Consider the following 16,913-nt stretch of genomic DNA (forward strand, 5'->3'; position numbering starts at 1 on the left):
ATCGGGCCGCGGCATGAAGGCGCCCTCGCTCGCTTCAAGCTCCGCCATGCTGTTGCTGGCGATGGCGCTGGTGTTACGCGCGTCTGATTTCGGCAACCCCGTCATCCATGTCGACGAGCAATGGTACCTGCTCGTCGGCGACCGCCTGCTGCAAGGCGCGATTCCGTACGTCGATGTGTGGGACAGGAAGCCCGTCGGGCTGTTCCTGCTCTATGCCGGGCTGCGCAGCTTGGGCGGGGACGGCATCCTCGCCTATCAGCTCGCCGCCACCGCCTTCGCAGCCGCGAGCGCGATCGTGATCGCGCGTGCCGCCCGGCTGCTCGGCGCGACGGAGCGAGGGGCAGTCGCGGCGGGCGCGGCATACCTCCTTGGCCTGACCCTGCTCGGCGGACGCGGCGGGCAGTCGCCGGTACTCTACAACCTGCCTGTCGCGATCGCCGGGCTGGTGTGCCTGCGCCTCCCTACACTCGCCCTTGCGCGACGCACCGGCGCGATCGTCGCCGGCGGCATGCTCGCCTGCCTGCTCGCGGGCGTCGCCATCCAGATCAAGCAGACCGCCGCGGTCGAGGGCGCGTTCGTCGGCCTCGCGCATCTCTTCTACCTCCGCCGCGCTGGCGCGAGCCGGGCGGCGATGCTTTCGGCAACACTCGGCTTCGCCGCGCTGGGCCTCGCGCCGACGCTGGCGGCGGCGGGCTGGTACGCGGCGCATGGCCATATCGAAGCATGGTGGTTCGCCAACTTCACCTCGATCCTGCTGCGCCCGCCCTACCCCGCCGACCAGCTTGCGATGCGGCTGCTGGGCATCGCCGCGCAGCTGTCGCCGCTGATCCTAGCCGCCGTGCTGGCGTGGCGGTGGCGGCGGAGCGAGGAGGCGGCGGTGGCGGCCGCATGGCTTGCCGCCGCGCTGGCCGGGTTTCTGGTCGTGGGCACCTGGTTCGATCACTATGCCTTGCCGCTGCTGGTGCCGCTGACCATCGCCGCCGCGCCGGCGCTGGGCCGGTCCTCGCGTCTGCTGGTGGCGACGCTGGGGCTGATGGCGACCATTGCAGCCGTCGCCTGGCTGACGCGGCGCGACGACGCGACCGGCGCGCGCACGGTCGCGGCGGCGGTGGCGGCGCACAACGACCGCGGCTGCCCCTACGTCTTCATCGGCGACACGGTAACCTATCTACTCGCCCGCGCCTGCCTGCCGACGACGCACGCCTTTCCCAACCTGCTCGCCTATTCGACCGAACAGGGCGCGACCGGGATCGACGAGGCGGCGGAGGTGCGGCGCATCCTGGCCGTGCGGCCGCCGGTGATCGTCACCAGCGACCGAAGGCTGGCGATCTGGAACCGGGGCAGTCTTGCGGCGCTCAAGGCGGTGCTGCCGGAGTACCGGCTGGTGCTCAAGATCCGGCGCTCGGGCTGGAACACGCTGGTCTATGCGCGCGCTACTTCGCCAGCCGCTCGACCTTATCCTGCAGTGCCGCCAGCTCGGCCTTGAGCGAGGCGATCTGCGCGTCCTTGCTCTCGGGCCCGGCCCCTTTCTGCGCCGGCTTGAAGGCCTGCGCGGCGGCGTCGAACATTGCCATGTTGCGCTTGGCGATCTCCGCGAACGGAGAGCCGGCGAAGGCGCCCTCGACGGCGGTGCGGAACTGCTCCTGGTTGCGGCGAAAACTATCCATCGACGCTTCGAGATAGCCAGGCACCACCGCCTGCATCGAGTCGCCGTACATCGAGATCAGCTGGCGCAGGAAGTTGACCGGCAGCATCGGTGTCGTGCCGCGACCTTCGGCTTCCATGATGATCTGGGTGAGGACGTTATGGGTGATGTCCTCCTCGGTGCGGGCGTCGACCACCTTGAAGTCGCGACCCTCGCGCGTCATCGCCGCCAGGTGCTCGAGCGTGATGTAGGACGAAGCCTCGGTGTTGTAGAGCCGCCGGTTGGCGTATTTCTTGATGGTTACCGGGCCCGTGCCGGCACCCTCCGCCTGCTTTTTCATGGCCGTTCCGATGCAAGAAGCTGATGACTGGGGCCGCTACGCCGATCCATTCCGCGCTGCAACATCGGTCGATGATGCTGCGCAGCAATCAGCGCCGAGGCCCGCCGGCGACGTGCCGACGAACATCGCAGTTCCAGTGACTTAGCGTTGTAAACCAGTGCCTCACATTTTGTGTCTAATCTGTCACATTAATTGAAAATGAACCGAGCCGTGCCCGGTCGGACCATGTTTCCCGTTGCGTCGAACTACCCGTTTTCGGCATCGGGCACATCAAGTGCCTCTTAGAAGGCGCTCCACGACTCTCGGGGATTGCCGATCATGAATATCTCTCGTCTCCTTGGCGCGACCGCGCTCGCCGGTACCTTCCTCATCAGCGCGCCCGCCTTCGCGCAGACCACGCCGGCCACTGGCCAGGGGCAGACGCAGTCGGAGGGCGACTCTGAAACCGCGGCCGACCAGTCGGGCAAGCAGGGCACCGCCGACTCGCTATCCGACACGAACGATGCGCCTGCGGCGACCGACGTTGTCGTCACGGGATCGCGCATCCGCAGCCCCAACGTTACCGCCGACGTGCCGATCACCTCGATCGGCGGCGACGCGATCTTCCAGACCGCCGATCAGAATGTCGGTGAACTGTTGAACGATCTGCCGCAGCTGGCGTCTACCTTCTCCCAGCAGAATCCGGGGTCGGGCATCGGTATCGCCGGCCTCAACCTGCTCGATCTGCGCGGCCTAGGCACCTCGCGGACGCTGGTCTTGGTCAACGGGCGCCGCCACGTCCCGGCCGACATCCTCAACAATGCGGTGTCGCCCGATGTCGCCTCCATTCCAAACGACCTGATCGAGCGCGTCGACATCGTGACCGGCGGCAATTCGGCCGTGTATGGGTCGGACGCGATCGCGGGCGTCGTCAACTTCGTGCTGCGTCGCTCGTTCGACGGGCTGCAGCTGCGCGCCACCGCCGGTACGACAGAGGCGGGCTTTGGCGGCAACCAGTACGTCTCCGCGATGGCCGGCAAGAACTTCGCCGGTGGCCGAGGCAACATCACCCTGCACGGCGAGTATTCGCGGCAGGAGCGCGTGTTCGCGTCGGACGTGCCGTCGTTCCGGACCCAGGCCGGCCTGTTCACGGTCGACGCGGACGCCGGCACGACCGCCAACCCGCTGGTGAACGGCGGCGACGGCTTTTCCGACGCGGTTTTCCTAAGCGACGTGCGCAGCGGCACCATCAGCCCCAACGGCCTGATCGCGATCAATCAGCGCAACGCGCCCAACGGACTTTGTGGAAATGCGTCAGCGGCCAACAATGGCCCGACCAACAACAATGGCGCTGCATTCAGCTGCTCCTTCATCTTCTCGGGTGACGGCCGGCTGGTCGAGCAGACGGGCACGCGTTTCGGCACGGGCATCAACGCGTCTCGGATCGGTGGCAATGGCCAGACCGGGCGCGAGGGCCGGACGGTGTCGATCCTGCCGGAGCTCGAGCGTTACAACTTCAACTTGCTGGCGCATTTTGAGTTTGCGCCCGCCCTGGAGCTGTTCTTCGAGGGCAAGTACAACCGCGTCAACGCGCTCGGCAACAACGCGGGCCCGTCGTTCGTCCAGTCGCCGAGCGCAGCTCAGGGCTCGGTTGGCGACTTCCGCGAGCGCTCGCGTCTGGACAATCCGTTCCTGAACCCTGCCGACCGTACAACGCTGACCAATCTGATCATCGCCTCGGGCTGCCGCCCCAGCCTGCAGGATACATGCCCGGCCGCCGGAAACCTGACGCCCACCGACATCGCCGCGATCAACGCTGGGACCTTCCGTGTCCAGGTCAGCCGCAACCTGCTCGACGTCGGTCTGCGCGACGAGGATTTCCAGCGTGACACCTACCGAGCCGTGCTGGGCGCCCGCGGCACCTTCAATGGTGATTGGTCGTACGAGATTTCGGGCAACTATGGCCGTTTCGACCAGACCCAGACGACCCGCGGCTTCATCGATCGCCAGCGCTTCTCATTGGCGCTCGATGCTGGTCGCAATCCGCTGACGGGCGCGATCCAGTGCCGCTCGCAATTTGACCCGACCGCAGTCGTTCCTGATCAGCGGACGGACACCGTAGCGGTGGCCAACCGGGCCGCTAACACTGCGCGCCTGGCCGCGGATGTCGCCGCCTGCCGGCCGTACAACCCGTTCGGCGCGGCCGACAACAGCGCAGCAATCGCGTACTTCAGCAGCACCTTCTCGGCGGAGGCGAGCCTTGAGCAGATCGTCGGCCAAGCCTTCGTCTCGGGTGACCTCAGCCAGCTGTTCGAGCTGCCCGGCGGTCCGGTCCGGTTCGCGGTCGGCGGCGAATATCGACGTGAGAAGGCGTTTTACCAGCAGGACGCGGTCACCACGCAGGGCTTCAACAACGGCGTGTCGATCCCGGTGTTCGATCCCCCTGCGTTCGAGGTGAAGGAGGCGTTCGGCGAGATCCAGATCCCGCTGCTCAAGGACACGCCGTTCTTCCAGGAACTGACGGTCAGCGCGGCAGGACGCGTTTCCGACTACAAGAGCGGCATCGGCACCGTTTACGCCTACAACGCCGGCGCGCAGTGGTCTCCCATCCGCGACCTGCGCATCCGCGGCAATTACGCGCGCGCGGTGCGCGCACCGAATGTCTCGGAAACCGGCTTCCCGCTGGTGCCAAACTTCGCGAACAACATCACCGACCCCTGCGACACGACGCGCATCAATGGTGGCAGCGCCACGCGGCGGGCAAACTGCGTCGCGACGGTCGGCCAGGCCAATCTGGTCAACCTTCCCGACCGGGCCTACTCATTGGCGATCGTCAGTGGCTCGAACCCGAACCTGGCGGAGGAAACGTCCGATTCCTACACGTTGGGTGCGGTGCTGCAGCCGCGCTTCGTGCCCGGGCTGGCACTCACGGTGGATTACTACAATATCCGGGTTAACGGCATCATCAGCACCGTTACGGTTCAGGGTATCCTCAACAACTGCGTCGACCTGCCTACTACGACGAATGTGTTCTGTAGCGCCTTTACGCGTTTCCAGGGCGCGGGTTCGGGTCCGAACGGCGAATTGCCGGGTGCGGTGCTCGGCAATTCGCTGATCAACGCGCCCCTCAATTTCGCCAAGCGCGAGCGTGAGGGCATCGATGTGAATCTGCAGTACCGGACCAACTTCGGCGAGAACCTGCGCTTCTCGACCAATCTCATCTATGTCCATAATCTGCGGAACAGCAACTTCGAGGACCCGACGAACCCGAGCTTCGAGAACCGGATCTTGAGCGAGTCGGGCTTTCCGCAGGACGAGGCCCGTCTGGACATCGATCTGGGGTTCAAGGAGTTCACCTTCGGCTATCGGCTACGCTTCATCGGCGAGCAGTTCACTTCGACCTACGAGAATTTCCGAGGCGGAGTGAACGGCCTGCCGGCGGCGAATGTCGACGCGATTCAGCCGCAGGAGTATCCGGTGATCACCTATTCGGACATCCGGTTCGAGTGGAACGCCGGTGGCGACTCTCAGACTGGCGCGGGCGACCGGTCGAAGGGGCTGCGCTTCTATTTCGGCGTCGACAACGTATTGAACCAGCTGCCGCCGCTGGGCAGCACGGCGACGGGCGTCGGCACGGCGATCTACGACTTCCGTGGGCGCAGCTATTATGCCGGTGCGCGGGTCCGCTTCTAGGAGCGCTCCGGCATCACTGCCCAAAAGGGGGCGAAGGGCAACCTTCGCCCCTTTTCTTTGTGGCTGAGGGCGGCGCGCCTTCGCACTTGCTCGTGTCGATTGCTTCAGGAACGGGAGCCCTGCGCCGGCGAGGCCGGTTCGGCAGGATCGGATCGGCGCCTAGCCCCAGATCCGCGCGTACCGGCCGCCAAGACTCGTCAGCAGCTCATATTGCGACATGCCCGAAGTCCGCGCCGCTTCCGGCAGGCGGAGGTCTACCGCCACCCAGTCGCCCTCGCGCAGGCCCGGCGCCGTGCCAACGTCCACCGCGACCAAATCCATCGACACCCGCCCGATCACCGGCAGCACCGCCTCGCCGGCAAGCGCCCGTCCCGCCCCTGAGAACCCGCGGAAATAGCCGTCGGCATAGCCGATGTTGAGGATTGCCACCTCCGTATCGCAAGGCGCGGTCCAGGTGGCGTTGTACCCCATCGTTTCGCCCTGCCGCACCGTCCGCCGCTGCAGAACCTCCGCTTGCGGGAAGACGACCGGCCGGACCACGCCGGCCAGCTCGGCGCGCGGTACGCCGCCATACAACGCCAAGCCTGGCCGGGTCAGGTCGAAATGATAGCGCTCGCCCAATGCGATCCCTGCCGAGTTGGCGAGGCTCAGCCGCCGCGCGCCCGTTACCCCCGCCAGCCCGGCCAGCGCCGCGCGCTGCCGCTCGTTGAGCCCGCTGTCCTCGTCGGCGCTCGCCAGGTGGCTCATCAGCGTCTCGATCGCGAGCCCGTCGAGCAGCCCGTCGCGCACTTCCGCCACCGACACGCCCAGCCGGTTCATACCGGTGTCGACCATCACGTCGCACACGCCACCCCCTGCCGCCTTCCAGCGCGCGACCTGCCCGGCGGTGTTGAGCACCGGCCGCGCGGGCATCGCCAGCGCCAACGGCAGGTCCGCCTCGCGCACCCCGTGCAGCACCGACAAGGGCAATCCGAATGGCGGAAACGCCGCCGCCTCCGCCCAGGTCGCGACGAAGAAGTCGCGGCATCCGGCGTTGGCGAGGGTCATCACCGCGCGCTCGACGCCCAGGCCATAGGCGTCGGCCTTCACCGCCGCGCCGCACGCCGCCCTGCCACTCAGCCGGGCGAGCGCGCGCCAATTGCCGGCCAGCGCGGCGCCGTCGATGCGGAGGCGGAGGGGAGCGTCCATGCCGCCGCCGCTAGCGGGTGGCGTCGTTGCGCGCTAGCTCACCCCTCCTTGCCGGTACACTCCCCCACCCGCCTGGAGTCGACCGTCAGCGCCATGTCGGGCATCGACGCCGCCGCCGCCGCGCCGCCCCGGGCACCCTTCATCGTCATCGCCAGCTTGAACGTCTCCGGCGCATAGGTGCCGTCGAACGCCGCCACCATCGCCTGACCGCCTGCGCTGCACGTCATCTTCGCGTCCAGTTTGCCCCCCTCCATCCGGAAGTAGTCGTAGCGGCAATCCTTGCTGTCCTTGCCAGCGAAGAAATCCGCCGCCGGCTTCTTCGCTTGTTCGGGCGTGAGGCAACTCAGCGTCTGGCGCGGCTTGGTCAGCTCGGCCTGCACCGCCTTCATCGCCTCGGGCGGCAGGCCGGGCATGTCGAGCTTGCTCACCGTGACGGTCGAACGCCACTGCCCCGGCGACAGGAAGGTCGCGCCGCCTGCCGCCATCATCTTCGCGTTGACCTCTTCAACTGAGGCGTTCTGCGCGGTGACCGAAGGCTGCGACCCGCACGCCGCGAGCGCCAGCGGAACCAGGGTGATCGGCAGGCGCATGTGACTTCCCCCATATGGCGGCGCGATTGCACCTCCGTCGTCACCGCACCATATCGGAAGGGCATGACGATACAAATCCGCACCAGCCTGGCCGAGCCCGAGACCGGCGGCAACTTCGTGCCCCATCGCCCGGCCCGCCCCCCCAAGATCGAGGGCGGCAAGCCCTTCAAGCTGGTCAGCGAATACACGCCGTCCGGCGATCAGCCGACCGCGATCGCCGAGATCGTGCAGAGCGCGCTGGCGGGGGAGAAGGATCAGGTGCTGCTCGGCGTCACCGGCTCGGGCAAGACCTTCACCATGGCCAAGGTCATCGAGGCGCTGCAACGCCCGGCGCTGATCCTGGCGCCCAACAAGATCCTCGCCGCCCAGCTCTATGGCGAGTTCAAGTCCTTCTTCCCGGAGAACGCGGTCGAATATTTCGTCAGCTACTACGACTATTACCAGCCAGAGGCGTACGTCCCTCGCTCCGACACCTACATCGAGAAGGAAAGCTCGGTAAACGAGGGTATCGACCGGATGCGTCATTCGGCGACCCGGTCGCTGCTGGAACGCGATGACGTCATCATCGTCGCGTCGGTGTCGTGCATTTACGGCATCGGCTCGGTCGAGACCTATTCGGCGATGATCTTCGACCTGAAGAAGGGCGAGGTCGCCGATCAGCGCGAGACCGTGCGCAAGCTCGTCGCGCTGCAGTACAAGCGCAACGATGCCGCCTTCGGCCGCGGCACCTTTCGCGTGAAGGGGGACAATCTGGAGATCTTTCCGTCGCATTACGAGGACGCCGCCTGGCGCATCTCCTTCTTCGGCGACGAGATCGAGAGCATCACCGAGTTCGACCCGCTGACCGGCACCAAGATCGCGAGCCTCAACAACGTCCGCGTCTATGCGAATTCGCACTACGTCACGCCGGGCCCGACGATGAAGCAGGCGGCCGACGCGATCCGCCACGAGCTGACCGAGCGGCTGAAAGAGCTGGAGGCGGAGGGCAAGCTGATCGAGCATCAGCGGCTGGAGCAGCGCACCCATTACGATCTGGAGATGATCGCCGCGACCGGCAGCTGCAACGGCATCGAGAATTACAGCCGCTTCCTCACCGGCCGCCTGCCCGGCGAGCCGCCGCCGACGCTGTTCGAATACATCCCCGAGAACGCGCTGCTGTTCGTCGATGAAAGCCACGTCACCGTCCCGCAGATCGGCGGCATGGCGCGCGGCGACCACCGTCGCAAGATCACGCTGGCCGAGTACGGCTTCCGCCTGCCGAGCTGCATCGACAACCGCCCCTTACGCTTCAACGAATGGGACGCGATGCGGCCGCAGACGGTCAGCGTCTCCGCGACGCCGGGCAGCTGGGAGATGGAGCAGACCGGCGGCGTCTTCGCCGAACAGGTCATCCGCCCGACCGGACTCATCGACCCGCCGGTCGAGATCAAGCCCGTCGAGGAGCAGGTGCAGGACCTGATCGTCGAGTGCCGCAAGACCACCGAAGCAGGATACCGCACCCTCGTCACGACGCTGACCAAGCGCATGGCGGAGGACCTGACCGAGTATATGCACGAGGCGGGGATCAAGGTCCGCTACATGCATTCCGACGTCGAGACGCTGGAGCGGATCGAGCTGATCCGCGACCTCAGGCTGGGCGTGTACGACGTGCTGATCGGCATCAACCTGTTGCGCGAGGGGCTCGACATCCCGGAATGCGGGCTGGTCGCGATCCTCGATGCCGACAAGGAGGGGTTCCTGCGCTCCGAAACCTCGCTGATCCAGACCATCGGCCGCGCCGCGCGCAACGTCGACGGCCGCGTCATCCTCTATGCCGACCGCATCACCGGCTCGATGGAGCGCGCGATGAACGAGACCGCGCGCCGCCGCGAGAAGCAGGAGGAGTACAACACGATCCACGGCATCACGCCGACGACCATCCGCCGCAACATCGGCGACATCATCGCCCATGTCTCACAGGGCGACCAGGTCACTGTACCGATCGACGACGACCGCCCGCACATGGTCGGTCATAATCTGCGCGCCTATATTGAAGACCTGGAGAAGCAGATGCGCAAGGCCGCCTCGGACCTCGAGTTCGAAACCGCCGGCCGCCTGCGCGACGAGATCCGCCAGCTCGAGAATGACGAGCTGGGCCTGCCCGCGCACGAACAGAAGGCGCCGCTGATGGGCCGCAGCAACGAGGGCAAGCCCGGCACTCGCAAGACCCGCTACGGCAAAAGCCAGCAGTTCAAGTCGCGGCGCAGGGCCTAGCTGTCGACACGGCTTGAGTAACACGCCTCCCCGGCGAAAGCCGGGGCCCAGGTGCCACGCGCCCACTATGAGCGGTCAGCCCACCGCCACGAACAGGCCCGAAACTGGACCCCGGCCTTCGCCGCGGAGGCGGACCTGTGGGCGGCATCGCCTGACAAGCATGAATCACCGACTCGTCGGACGACCCTTAGATCAAACAAGGTTCCGTCGGGAAACGCTTCATCCAAGCCGGACGTCGCCCGGATGCTACCGCCAGCGCGTCGACAGCGGTGTCCGCGCGGCGTCCGTCGCCAGCAGCTTCTTGGCGTAAGCCTTGGTGATGACCGCCGCGTCGTCCGCGTTCATCAGCACCACGCGTGTGCCGCCTGCGGGCAGCGCCTCGATCGCACTGATCGTCGCCTTGTGCTTGTTGCACATGGCGGACACTTCGGCGGGCGTGGCGTTGACGTTGACGGCGCGGGACATGGGCGATCTCCTGGGTGGATCGCGAAGGGAATGCGGCGCGATGAGTGGTATATGGGGGAAGTGACGCCTTTTCGCAACGCAGCATAGCCTGAGGTCGGCAACGAGAGCTTGCCCAACCAAATAAGGTGCCTCCATCAGGAGGAACCATAATCCGCTCGGTTGTCGACACCGAAACCGAACGCGTCTGGCCGGGCGAGCGCAGTCGCAAGCTGCCTCCCGATATCCAACAGACCGCCCGACGCAAACTGCGTCAGCTGGAGGCCGCCGAGCGCCTGGATGACATGCGGGCCCCGCGAGGCAATCGTCTGGAGCAGTTGAAAGGCATGGCGCCGCCGCGATATGGCATCCGGATCAACGACCAGTGGCGGATCACCTTTCGCTGGTCGGACGGAGGCGCCGAGGATGTCGGGATCGAAGACTATCATCGCGGCTGACGATCGGCTGGACAACGTCCATCCGGGCGACGTCCTGCGCGAGGACTTCCTGATCGGCGCGGAAATCCCGGTGGGGAGGTGGCGATCGGGGCCGGCATCCCGGCCGACACGCTGGCGCAGCTTCTCGCGGCAAGGCGTGCGATCGACGCGGCGGTCGACGCGAGGCTGACGCGCTACTTCGGCATGTCCGACGGTTTCTTCCTGCGTCTGCAGAACCTCTATGACCTGGAAGAAGTCGTTCGACGCGAAGGGGATGCGTTGGACCGAATCGTCCCACGCGCAGCGTAGCTCGCGCTGCCCGTGCCAAGCGCCGACTAGCGGTCGCTCGCGCCAGCCCCGCTCGGCTCCGCGTCGATCGTCTGCGGTGGAGCAGGCGGCGGGTTTTTGGCGGCGTCCTTGTCGGGGTCGGTCAGCAGATCTTCGGCGATCTCCTGCGCGGCATTGTCCTTTTCCATCCTCATTCCTCCTCAGCTCGCGCGACCGTAATAACCCGCTACCCGTTCGGCGTAGTCGGCGTCGAACTGCGGCGCGTTGTTCGCCCAGCTCGGCCCGCCCTCCAGCAGCTTGCGTTCCACCGTCACGACATAGACGTCGCGCACCGCGTCGAACTGCAGCAGCGACCAGGGCACGGGATAGAAGCTCTTACCCATCCCCAGGAACCCGCCAAGGCTGAGCACCGCGTGGCTGACCTGCCCCGAACCCTTGTCGATCATATAGGCGTGAACGGCGCCGATCGCGGTGCCTTCCCGGCTCTCCACCCTGGGCGTATGAACGGCGTTGGCCTGCACCAGCATCAGCGTCGGCGTGGCGGTGGTGGTGGTCATGCGAACGGCTCCTCTCCCGCCCAACCCTGCGGCCTACCGCGTGGTTCCCGCGACCAGCGCCGGTTGAGGGGCGCGCGAGGCTGGGGCATAGAGCTGGCGATGCGTCTGCTCCCCGCTCTTTTGCTCCCGCTTGCCGCTGCTTGCGTTCCGACGCGGCCCGCTCCGGCGCCACCGCCGCCGCCGCGAGTCGTCGCGCCCGTGCCTCGCCCCCTGCCGCCCCCTGTCGCCGCCAATTGGCTGGAGTGGCCGGTCACCTCGGGGACATGGACATACAGCCGCGACACGCGCGGCTCGGTGGCGATGTTCGGTCAGATCGGAGCGGTGGCGCTGGCGGTGCTGCGCTGCGACCGCCAGGGCGGCCGCGTGTTCCTGTCCATCCCGGGCGCCTCCCCCGCGCCGCTTACTGTGCGCACCACCAGCTTGGCGCGGACCGTAACCACGGGCGCCACCGGCGGTACGCCGCCCTATCTCGCAGCGACGCTGACGCCCGCCGACCCGTTGCTAGACGCAATGGCGTTCAGCCGCGGCCGCTTCGCGCTGTCGCAGACCGGTGCGGCGCCGCTGGTGCTGCCCGCCTGGGCAGAAATCGGCCGGGTTGTGGAGGATTGCCGCCTCTGAACATGGGGGCGGCCGGCGATCCTGACGACTTCGCACCCGCAAAACAAGACTTGTAAGTCGGTCGGATCGCCCGCACATTGTGCTCACGATCGGAGACGGTCGTATTGGCTATCAACAAGCGAAAGGAGGTGATCCGATGTCTCATGGTTCAGCAATGGGGTCGGTTCAGTTCGTTCGGGGGACTGGCTTCTAATACTGCCGAATGTGCGGGGGAGGAATCCTCCTCCAGTCAACGCGCGCGTTCAAAGGTTGCAGAGGCCTCATGGTCTCCCGGGCTGGAGCTCTCCGGCCGCTGACCATGTTAGGGGGCTGTCGAACGGAAACCCCGTTCGGCAGCCCCTTCTCACGCGCGGCGCGCAGGGTTGCAGCGAAGGTGCAACCAAGCCACGCAAGCGGGGGGCCCGCGTCGGCACAGCCGAACCCGCCGGACGACGGCGCGGGCTTCGCCCGCGGCATGACCGCGGAGTCCTATTGCGCGTTGGCCGGACGCCTGTCGGCCCAACCTAGCGGGAGGCGAGGCTAGTCAGGCGGTGCCGAACCGCTAAAGCTTCCGAGAGGTAAACGCGGCGTCAACCATCCGCATTAGGCATTCCTGCAACCCTGCCGCCCTAAGCAGACGGCAGCATGTTCCGCCTCAGCCCAGAACCTCGTGATCGCGTACCTGCCGCCGTTCTGCTCGGGCTTGCAGAGGACGAGCGCGCGCCGCTGGCCGATGCCGGCGCGATCAATCTTGCCCAGATTAAGGCGGTCTGGCCGATCGCGATGAGCGCGCAGGCCGTCGGCGCGGCGGTCGCGGTCGGCATGCCGGCCTATGCGGGCACCGCGCCCGGCGCGCTGGCCTATGCCGGCGTCGGCCTCGTCACCGCGCTGGCCGGAATGATCTGGGGCCTGCTGGCGCTGCCGATGACGCGGCAATGGCCGATCCATACGCTTAATCGGGTATTGATGACCTTTGCCGGCGGTATCGCGGCCGGGCTGTTGATGCTGCTGTGGACGGCGGCGCGGATGCCATCGGGCGCGCCGCAGCTGGGGAGCTTCGTCGCCGCCGCGGGCGCGATCGGCATCACCGCGATCACGTTGCAGCCGGTGCGCGCCGCGACGCTGGGATTCGGCGCCGGGCTGGTGGTGGCGCTGCTCGGACTTGCCGGATTCGGCACGGCCCTCGCGGTCGCCGCGGCGTTTCTCGGCTGCCTGGGCGCCTGTGCCCGCCGTCTGGCGCGTCACGACGTCGATGCCGCGATCGCGCAGGCAGCGCAGGCGAGCGAAGGCCGGATGGCGGCCAAGATGATCGCCGAGTTCGAGGGCCAGGGCACCGGCTGGTTCTGGGAAGCCGACCGGTCCGGCCGCCTCACCTATCTGTCCGCATCGGTCGCGGCGGAGCTGACGCGGGTCGCCGGCGTCACACCGGTGGGGCGGATGCTGACGGACGTCTTCCAGATGGACGGCACCACTCCCGGCACGGAGCGGACGCTCGCGTTCCACATGTCGTCGCGCACCTCGTTCCACGATTATCCGGTCCGCGCCGCGGAAAGCGCCGGCAACGACCGCTGGTGGTCGATCTCGGGCCGTCCGCTGGTGGAGGAAGGCGAACGCTTCGTCGGTTTCATCGGCTCCGGCTCGGACCTGACCGAGCGCCGCCGGTCGGAGGCGGAGATCACGCGGCTGGCGATGTTCGACGGCCTCACCGGCCTTGCCAATCGTCAGCACATGCGGCTCAGCCTCGACAAGACGCTGGCCCACACCCGCGGCGCGTTCCGTCCCGTGGCGCTGTTCCTGCTCGACCTCGACCGGTTCAAGGCGGTCAACGATACGCTCGGCCACCAGGCCGGCGATACGCTGCTGAAGCAGGTGGCGCAGCGTCTGCAGCGCGGCGTCGGTGACGCCGGCATGGTGGGGCGACTCGGCGGTGACGAGTTCCAGGTGCTGCTGCCAGGCATCGACAACCGCGAGGCGCTGACGATCCTCGCGCGCGACCTGATCAAGTCGATCTCGCAGCCCTACTTCATCCAGGGCGCCTCGATCTCGATCGGCGGTTCGATTGGCATCGCGTTGGCGGTGAAGCCCGGCGACGATGCCGAGACGCTGACCCGCAATGCCGATCTGGCGCTGTATGCCGCCAAGGGCGACGGGCGTGGCGTGCACCGTTTTTATTCGGCCGAGATGCTAGTCGGCGCGCAGAGCCGTCAGCAGCTTGAGGACGACCTACGCCAGGCGATCGCCACCGGCGCGTTCCACCTCACCTATCAGCCGGTCGTCTCGACCAAGGACGCCAAGATCGTCGGCTATGAGGCGCTGGTGCGCTGGCAACACCCGACGCGCGGGCTGGTGTCGCCCGCCGAATTCATCCCGGTGGCCGAAGAGACCGGCCTGATCGGGGCGATCGGCGAGTGGGTGCTGCGCACCGCGTGCATGGAAGCGAGCCGCTGGCCGCAGGCGGTGCGCGTCGCGGTGAACGTCTCGCCGATCCAGTTCGCTGATCCACAGCTGCCCTCGCTCGTGACTAACGCGCTCGCGCGTTCCGGCCTCGCGCCCGACCGGCTCGAGCTGGAGATCACAGAGGGCGTGTTTCTCGACGAGAAGCAGTCGTCCGACGCCATGTTCCGCGCGCTCAAGGCGCTGGGCGTCCGCCTCGCGCTGGACGATTTCGGCACCGGCTATTCCTCGCTGGGCTATCTGCGCACCGCGCCGTTCGACAAGATCAAGATCGACCAGAGCTTCGTGAAGGGCGCCGCCCAGCCGGGCAGCCGCAACAGCGCGATCATCAAGGCGATCGTCACCCTGGCCGACACGCTGGGGATGGAGACCACCGCCGAGGGTGTCGAGATCGAGGACGAGATCGAGCTCGTCCGCAGCCTCGGCTGCAGCCACATCCAGGGCTATATCTACGGCAAGCCGGTGCGCGTCGAGGAGGTCTTGCGCCAGCTCGGCGAAGGCGCGGGCGACGCCTCGCCGGACGGCTACCGCGTCAGCCGCAGCCCACGCACCAAGATGCTGCGCTCCGCCCGGCTGTCGATCAACGGCGCCGAGGGCGATGTCCGCATCCGCAACATCTCGTCGACCGGTGCTATGGTCGACGGCATCGAGTTCGACGGCGACGGTGAAGGCGTCGAGGTGCTGATCGAATTGGTGGAAGATCAGATGTTCGCGGCGCGGGTGCGCTGGGCCCATGACGGCCGCGCGGGTCTCGAGTTCGCGGAGAGCTTCAACCTCGAGCGTCTCAATCAGGCGAGCCCGAAGCTCCGGCGCATTGCGGGCTGAGCCCCGTCAGCGCGGCCCGATCAACTTGGTCTGCACCCAGCATTGGTGACCGCGCCGGACGACGTAGGACCACTCGCCACTCTGGCGGGACGCGGTCAGCGGGACGCCGCGCACCATCTTCAGTTTCACCGACGCCTGGGTCGAGGGCGCCTTGCGGCAGTTCAGCACACTTGCGGTCACAACCCGGTCGCCGCCAGCATCGGTTCGCGCGACGCGCTTGTTGTCCCCTGCCCCCACGCGCCCGGCATCGGCTCGGGCGATCACCGTCGCGCGTCGCTCCGCGTCGGCTGCGTCGTCCGTACCGGCCGATCGACGCGCCGCCACCCCGGCTGCGGGCGAGGCCACCTGTGGCCCTCCGGTGACAGACGCTGGAATGCGATACTCGGCCGGCGGCGCTGCCGGCCGGGTGGCGTCCGTCAGGCCCAACGCCCAGACGCTGAAAGCACCGGCGACAAAGGCCAGCGCGGCGGCGGCGCCGAAACGGCGGCTGCGCCAGACGCTGCCGGACTCGGCTTCCTGCTCCCGCTCGCGGGCGTCCGCGATGCGGCGGAACATCGAGGACAAGCTGGCCGCGTTGACACCGTCGCCCAAGCGCGAGGCTGGTGGCGGCGGCACCCGGTCGTCCGTGCGAATGCCACTCGCGATCGGGCGTGCCGCGGCGCCGTCATCCATGAAGTCCGGGATCAGCGATCTTCGTGTCGAAGTCGGTGCCGGCAGCTCTTCCTCCATGGTGGGTTCGGGTGTCGGCACCTCGTCCGGCACCATCGGTGTCGGCTGCTCCTTAGCCGCCTGCTCGATCTCGATCGGATCGGCAGCCATCGGGAACACGTCTTCGCCCGGACCGGACGGGACGGGCTCGTCGGCTTCCGATCGCGCCCAAACGGGTTCGGTTGTCGCCTGCGTCTCGACCGCCTCGTCGTTTTTCAGAGGCGGGTCTTCGTCCGCCTCGGCGATCGGCGGCGCCGCGACCATCGCCGGTTCCGAAGGCTCTTCCATCGGCTCTGCGACGCGCACCGGCGCCTCGGGCTTCAGCAGCGGCGTCGGTTCGTCGGCGGGGCGTCCGCCCTGCCAGACGACGCGAAAGCCACTGGGGATCTGCCACCCGCCGTCGAGCGGCCTGACGATATCGGCGCCGCACCGCCGACACCGGGAGAAATAATAGCCGTCGTTCCAGATCGGCAGCCGTTCGGGCGCATGCCGCCCGAGCTGACACAGCAGCGGCCGCGCCGCCCGCCGATCGGGGGTGCCTGTCGTCATAGTGGCGCGTCGAAGATGTCGATCCCGCGCGCTGTCGCCCGCTTCGCCGGTGGGCGCCCCAGTTCGCGCGCGATGAAGGCGCGCCGTTGCGAGATGTCGGGATGGTACAGCGTGATGAACTCGACGAAGCGGTAAAGTGAGACGCACTGGACGACGAACCCGGGCACTGAGGAACGCTCGTGCTGCCCGATTAGCGTCTGCCGGCAATCGGTATAGCGTTGCGCCAGCTTGCGGTCGGAAAGGCTTCCGGCACAGGCGCGGTCGAGGATGCCGGCCAGTTCGGAAAACGCTTCCGCGAACTCCCGATGCTCGTCGATATAGGTCACGCTGCCCATGTTACCGCCTCAGACGTCGAGGATCGCGTCCTGT

Annotated in this window: 15 protein-coding genes; 7 read left to right on the forward strand and 8 right to left on the reverse strand. The window is 67.3% G+C overall.

Annotated features, from left to right (window positions below; genetic code table 11):
- Positions 1-13: 13 nt before the first annotated feature.
- Positions 14-1,486 (forward strand): hypothetical protein, encoded by a 1,473-nt coding sequence (locus VFQ64_RS00160; RefSeq protein ID WP_325101269.1) that lies wholly within the window; start codon positions 14-16, stop codon positions 1,484-1,486.
- Here VFQ64_RS00160 and phaR read toward each other — a convergent pair.
- A complete protein-coding gene (gene phaR / locus VFQ64_RS00165) occupies positions 1,434-1,985 on the reverse strand; it encodes a polyhydroxyalkanoate synthesis repressor PhaR (RefSeq protein WP_325101270.1) in 552 nt (183 codons plus the stop codon). The genes VFQ64_RS00160 and phaR overlap by 53 nt on opposite strands.
- A 318-nt stretch (positions 1,986-2,303) precedes the next feature.
- On the opposite strand from phaR, the gene VFQ64_RS00170 reads away from it, so the two are divergent.
- Complete coding sequence (locus VFQ64_RS00170) at positions 2,304-5,657, forward strand: TonB-dependent receptor domain-containing protein (protein WP_325101271.1); 3,354 nt, start codon at positions 2,304-2,306, stop codon at positions 5,655-5,657.
- 159 nt (positions 5,658-5,816) lie between these two features.
- On the opposite strand, the gene VFQ64_RS00175 is transcribed toward VFQ64_RS00170, so the two are convergent.
- Complete coding sequence (locus tag VFQ64_RS00175; RefSeq protein ID WP_325101272.1) at positions 5,817-6,845, reverse strand: alanine racemase; 1,029 nt, start codon at positions 6,843-6,845, stop codon at positions 5,817-5,819.
- Positions 6,846-6,883: 38 nt separating this feature from the next.
- Positions 6,884-7,435 (reverse strand): DUF3617 domain-containing protein, encoded by a 552-nt coding sequence (locus VFQ64_RS00180; protein WP_325101273.1) that lies wholly within the window; start codon positions 7,433-7,435, stop codon positions 6,884-6,886.
- Between the two features lie 63 nt (positions 7,436-7,498).
- Here VFQ64_RS00180 and uvrB point away from each other — a divergent pair, with 63 nt between their 5' ends.
- Entirely contained in the window at positions 7,499-9,688 is a 2,190-nt protein-coding gene (gene uvrB / locus VFQ64_RS00185) for an excinuclease ABC subunit UvrB (protein ID WP_325101274.1), read from the forward strand.
- A 246-nt stretch (positions 9,689-9,934) separates the two neighbouring features.
- On the opposite strand, the gene VFQ64_RS00190 is transcribed toward uvrB, so the two are convergent.
- On the reverse strand, positions 9,935-10,153 hold the full coding sequence (locus tag VFQ64_RS00190) for a hypothetical protein (RefSeq protein WP_325101275.1): 219 nt from the start codon (positions 10,151-10,153) through the stop codon (positions 9,935-9,937).
- A 125-nt stretch (positions 10,154-10,278) separates the two neighbouring features.
- Here VFQ64_RS00190 and VFQ64_RS00195 point away from each other — a divergent pair, with 125 nt between their 5' ends.
- A complete protein-coding gene (locus tag VFQ64_RS00195; RefSeq protein WP_325101276.1) occupies positions 10,279-10,587 on the forward strand; it encodes a type II toxin-antitoxin system RelE/ParE family toxin in 309 nt (102 codons plus the stop codon).
- 78 nt (positions 10,588-10,665) lie between these two features.
- Positions 10,666-10,875, forward strand: coding sequence for an addiction module antidote protein, HigA family (locus tag VFQ64_RS00200; protein ID WP_325101277.1), 210 nt, complete (start codon positions 10,666-10,668; stop codon positions 10,873-10,875).
- A 26-nt stretch (positions 10,876-10,901) separates the two neighbouring features.
- Here the strand turns inward: VFQ64_RS00200 and VFQ64_RS00205 are convergent, their stop codons facing one another.
- Complete coding sequence (locus tag VFQ64_RS00205) at positions 10,902-11,042, reverse strand: hypothetical protein (RefSeq protein ID WP_325101278.1); 141 nt, start codon at positions 11,040-11,042, stop codon at positions 10,902-10,904.
- 12 nt (positions 11,043-11,054) lie between these two features.
- Positions 11,055-11,411: a PRC-barrel domain-containing protein gene (locus VFQ64_RS00210; protein WP_325101279.1), complete on the reverse strand. Its 357-nt coding sequence runs from the start codon at positions 11,409-11,411 to the stop codon at positions 11,055-11,057.
- A 198-nt stretch (positions 11,412-11,609) separates the two neighbouring features.
- Between VFQ64_RS00210 and VFQ64_RS00215 the strand changes: the two genes are divergently transcribed.
- Both VFQ64_RS00215 and VFQ64_RS00220 read left to right on the forward strand, forming a co-directional pair.
- Entirely contained in the window at positions 11,610-12,029 is a 420-nt protein-coding gene (locus VFQ64_RS00215; protein WP_325101280.1) for a hypothetical protein, read from the forward strand.
- 624 nt (positions 12,030-12,653) lie between these two features.
- A complete protein-coding gene (locus VFQ64_RS00220) occupies positions 12,654-15,287 on the forward strand; it encodes an EAL domain-containing protein (protein ID WP_325101281.1) in 2,634 nt (877 codons plus the stop codon).
- Positions 15,288-15,293: 6 nt separating this feature from the next.
- Here VFQ64_RS00220 and VFQ64_RS00225 read toward each other — a convergent pair whose 3' ends face one another.
- Positions 15,294-16,544 carry an SH3 domain-containing protein gene (locus VFQ64_RS00225; RefSeq protein WP_325101282.1) on the reverse strand — a complete coding sequence of 417 codons (1,251 nt, stop codon included), beginning with the start codon at positions 16,542-16,544 and terminating at the stop codon, positions 15,294-15,296.
- Positions 16,541-16,879, reverse strand: coding sequence for a hypothetical protein (locus VFQ64_RS00230; RefSeq protein WP_325101283.1), 339 nt, complete (start codon positions 16,877-16,879; stop codon positions 16,541-16,543). The genes VFQ64_RS00225 and VFQ64_RS00230 overlap by 4 nt, the downstream gene beginning before the upstream one ends.
- Positions 16,880-16,913 lie beyond the last annotated feature (34 nt).

The sequence above is a fragment of the Sphingomonas sp. genome, from assembly GCF_035714405.1.
GTDB lineage: Bacteria > Pseudomonadota > Alphaproteobacteria > Sphingomonadales > Sphingomonadaceae > Sphingomonas.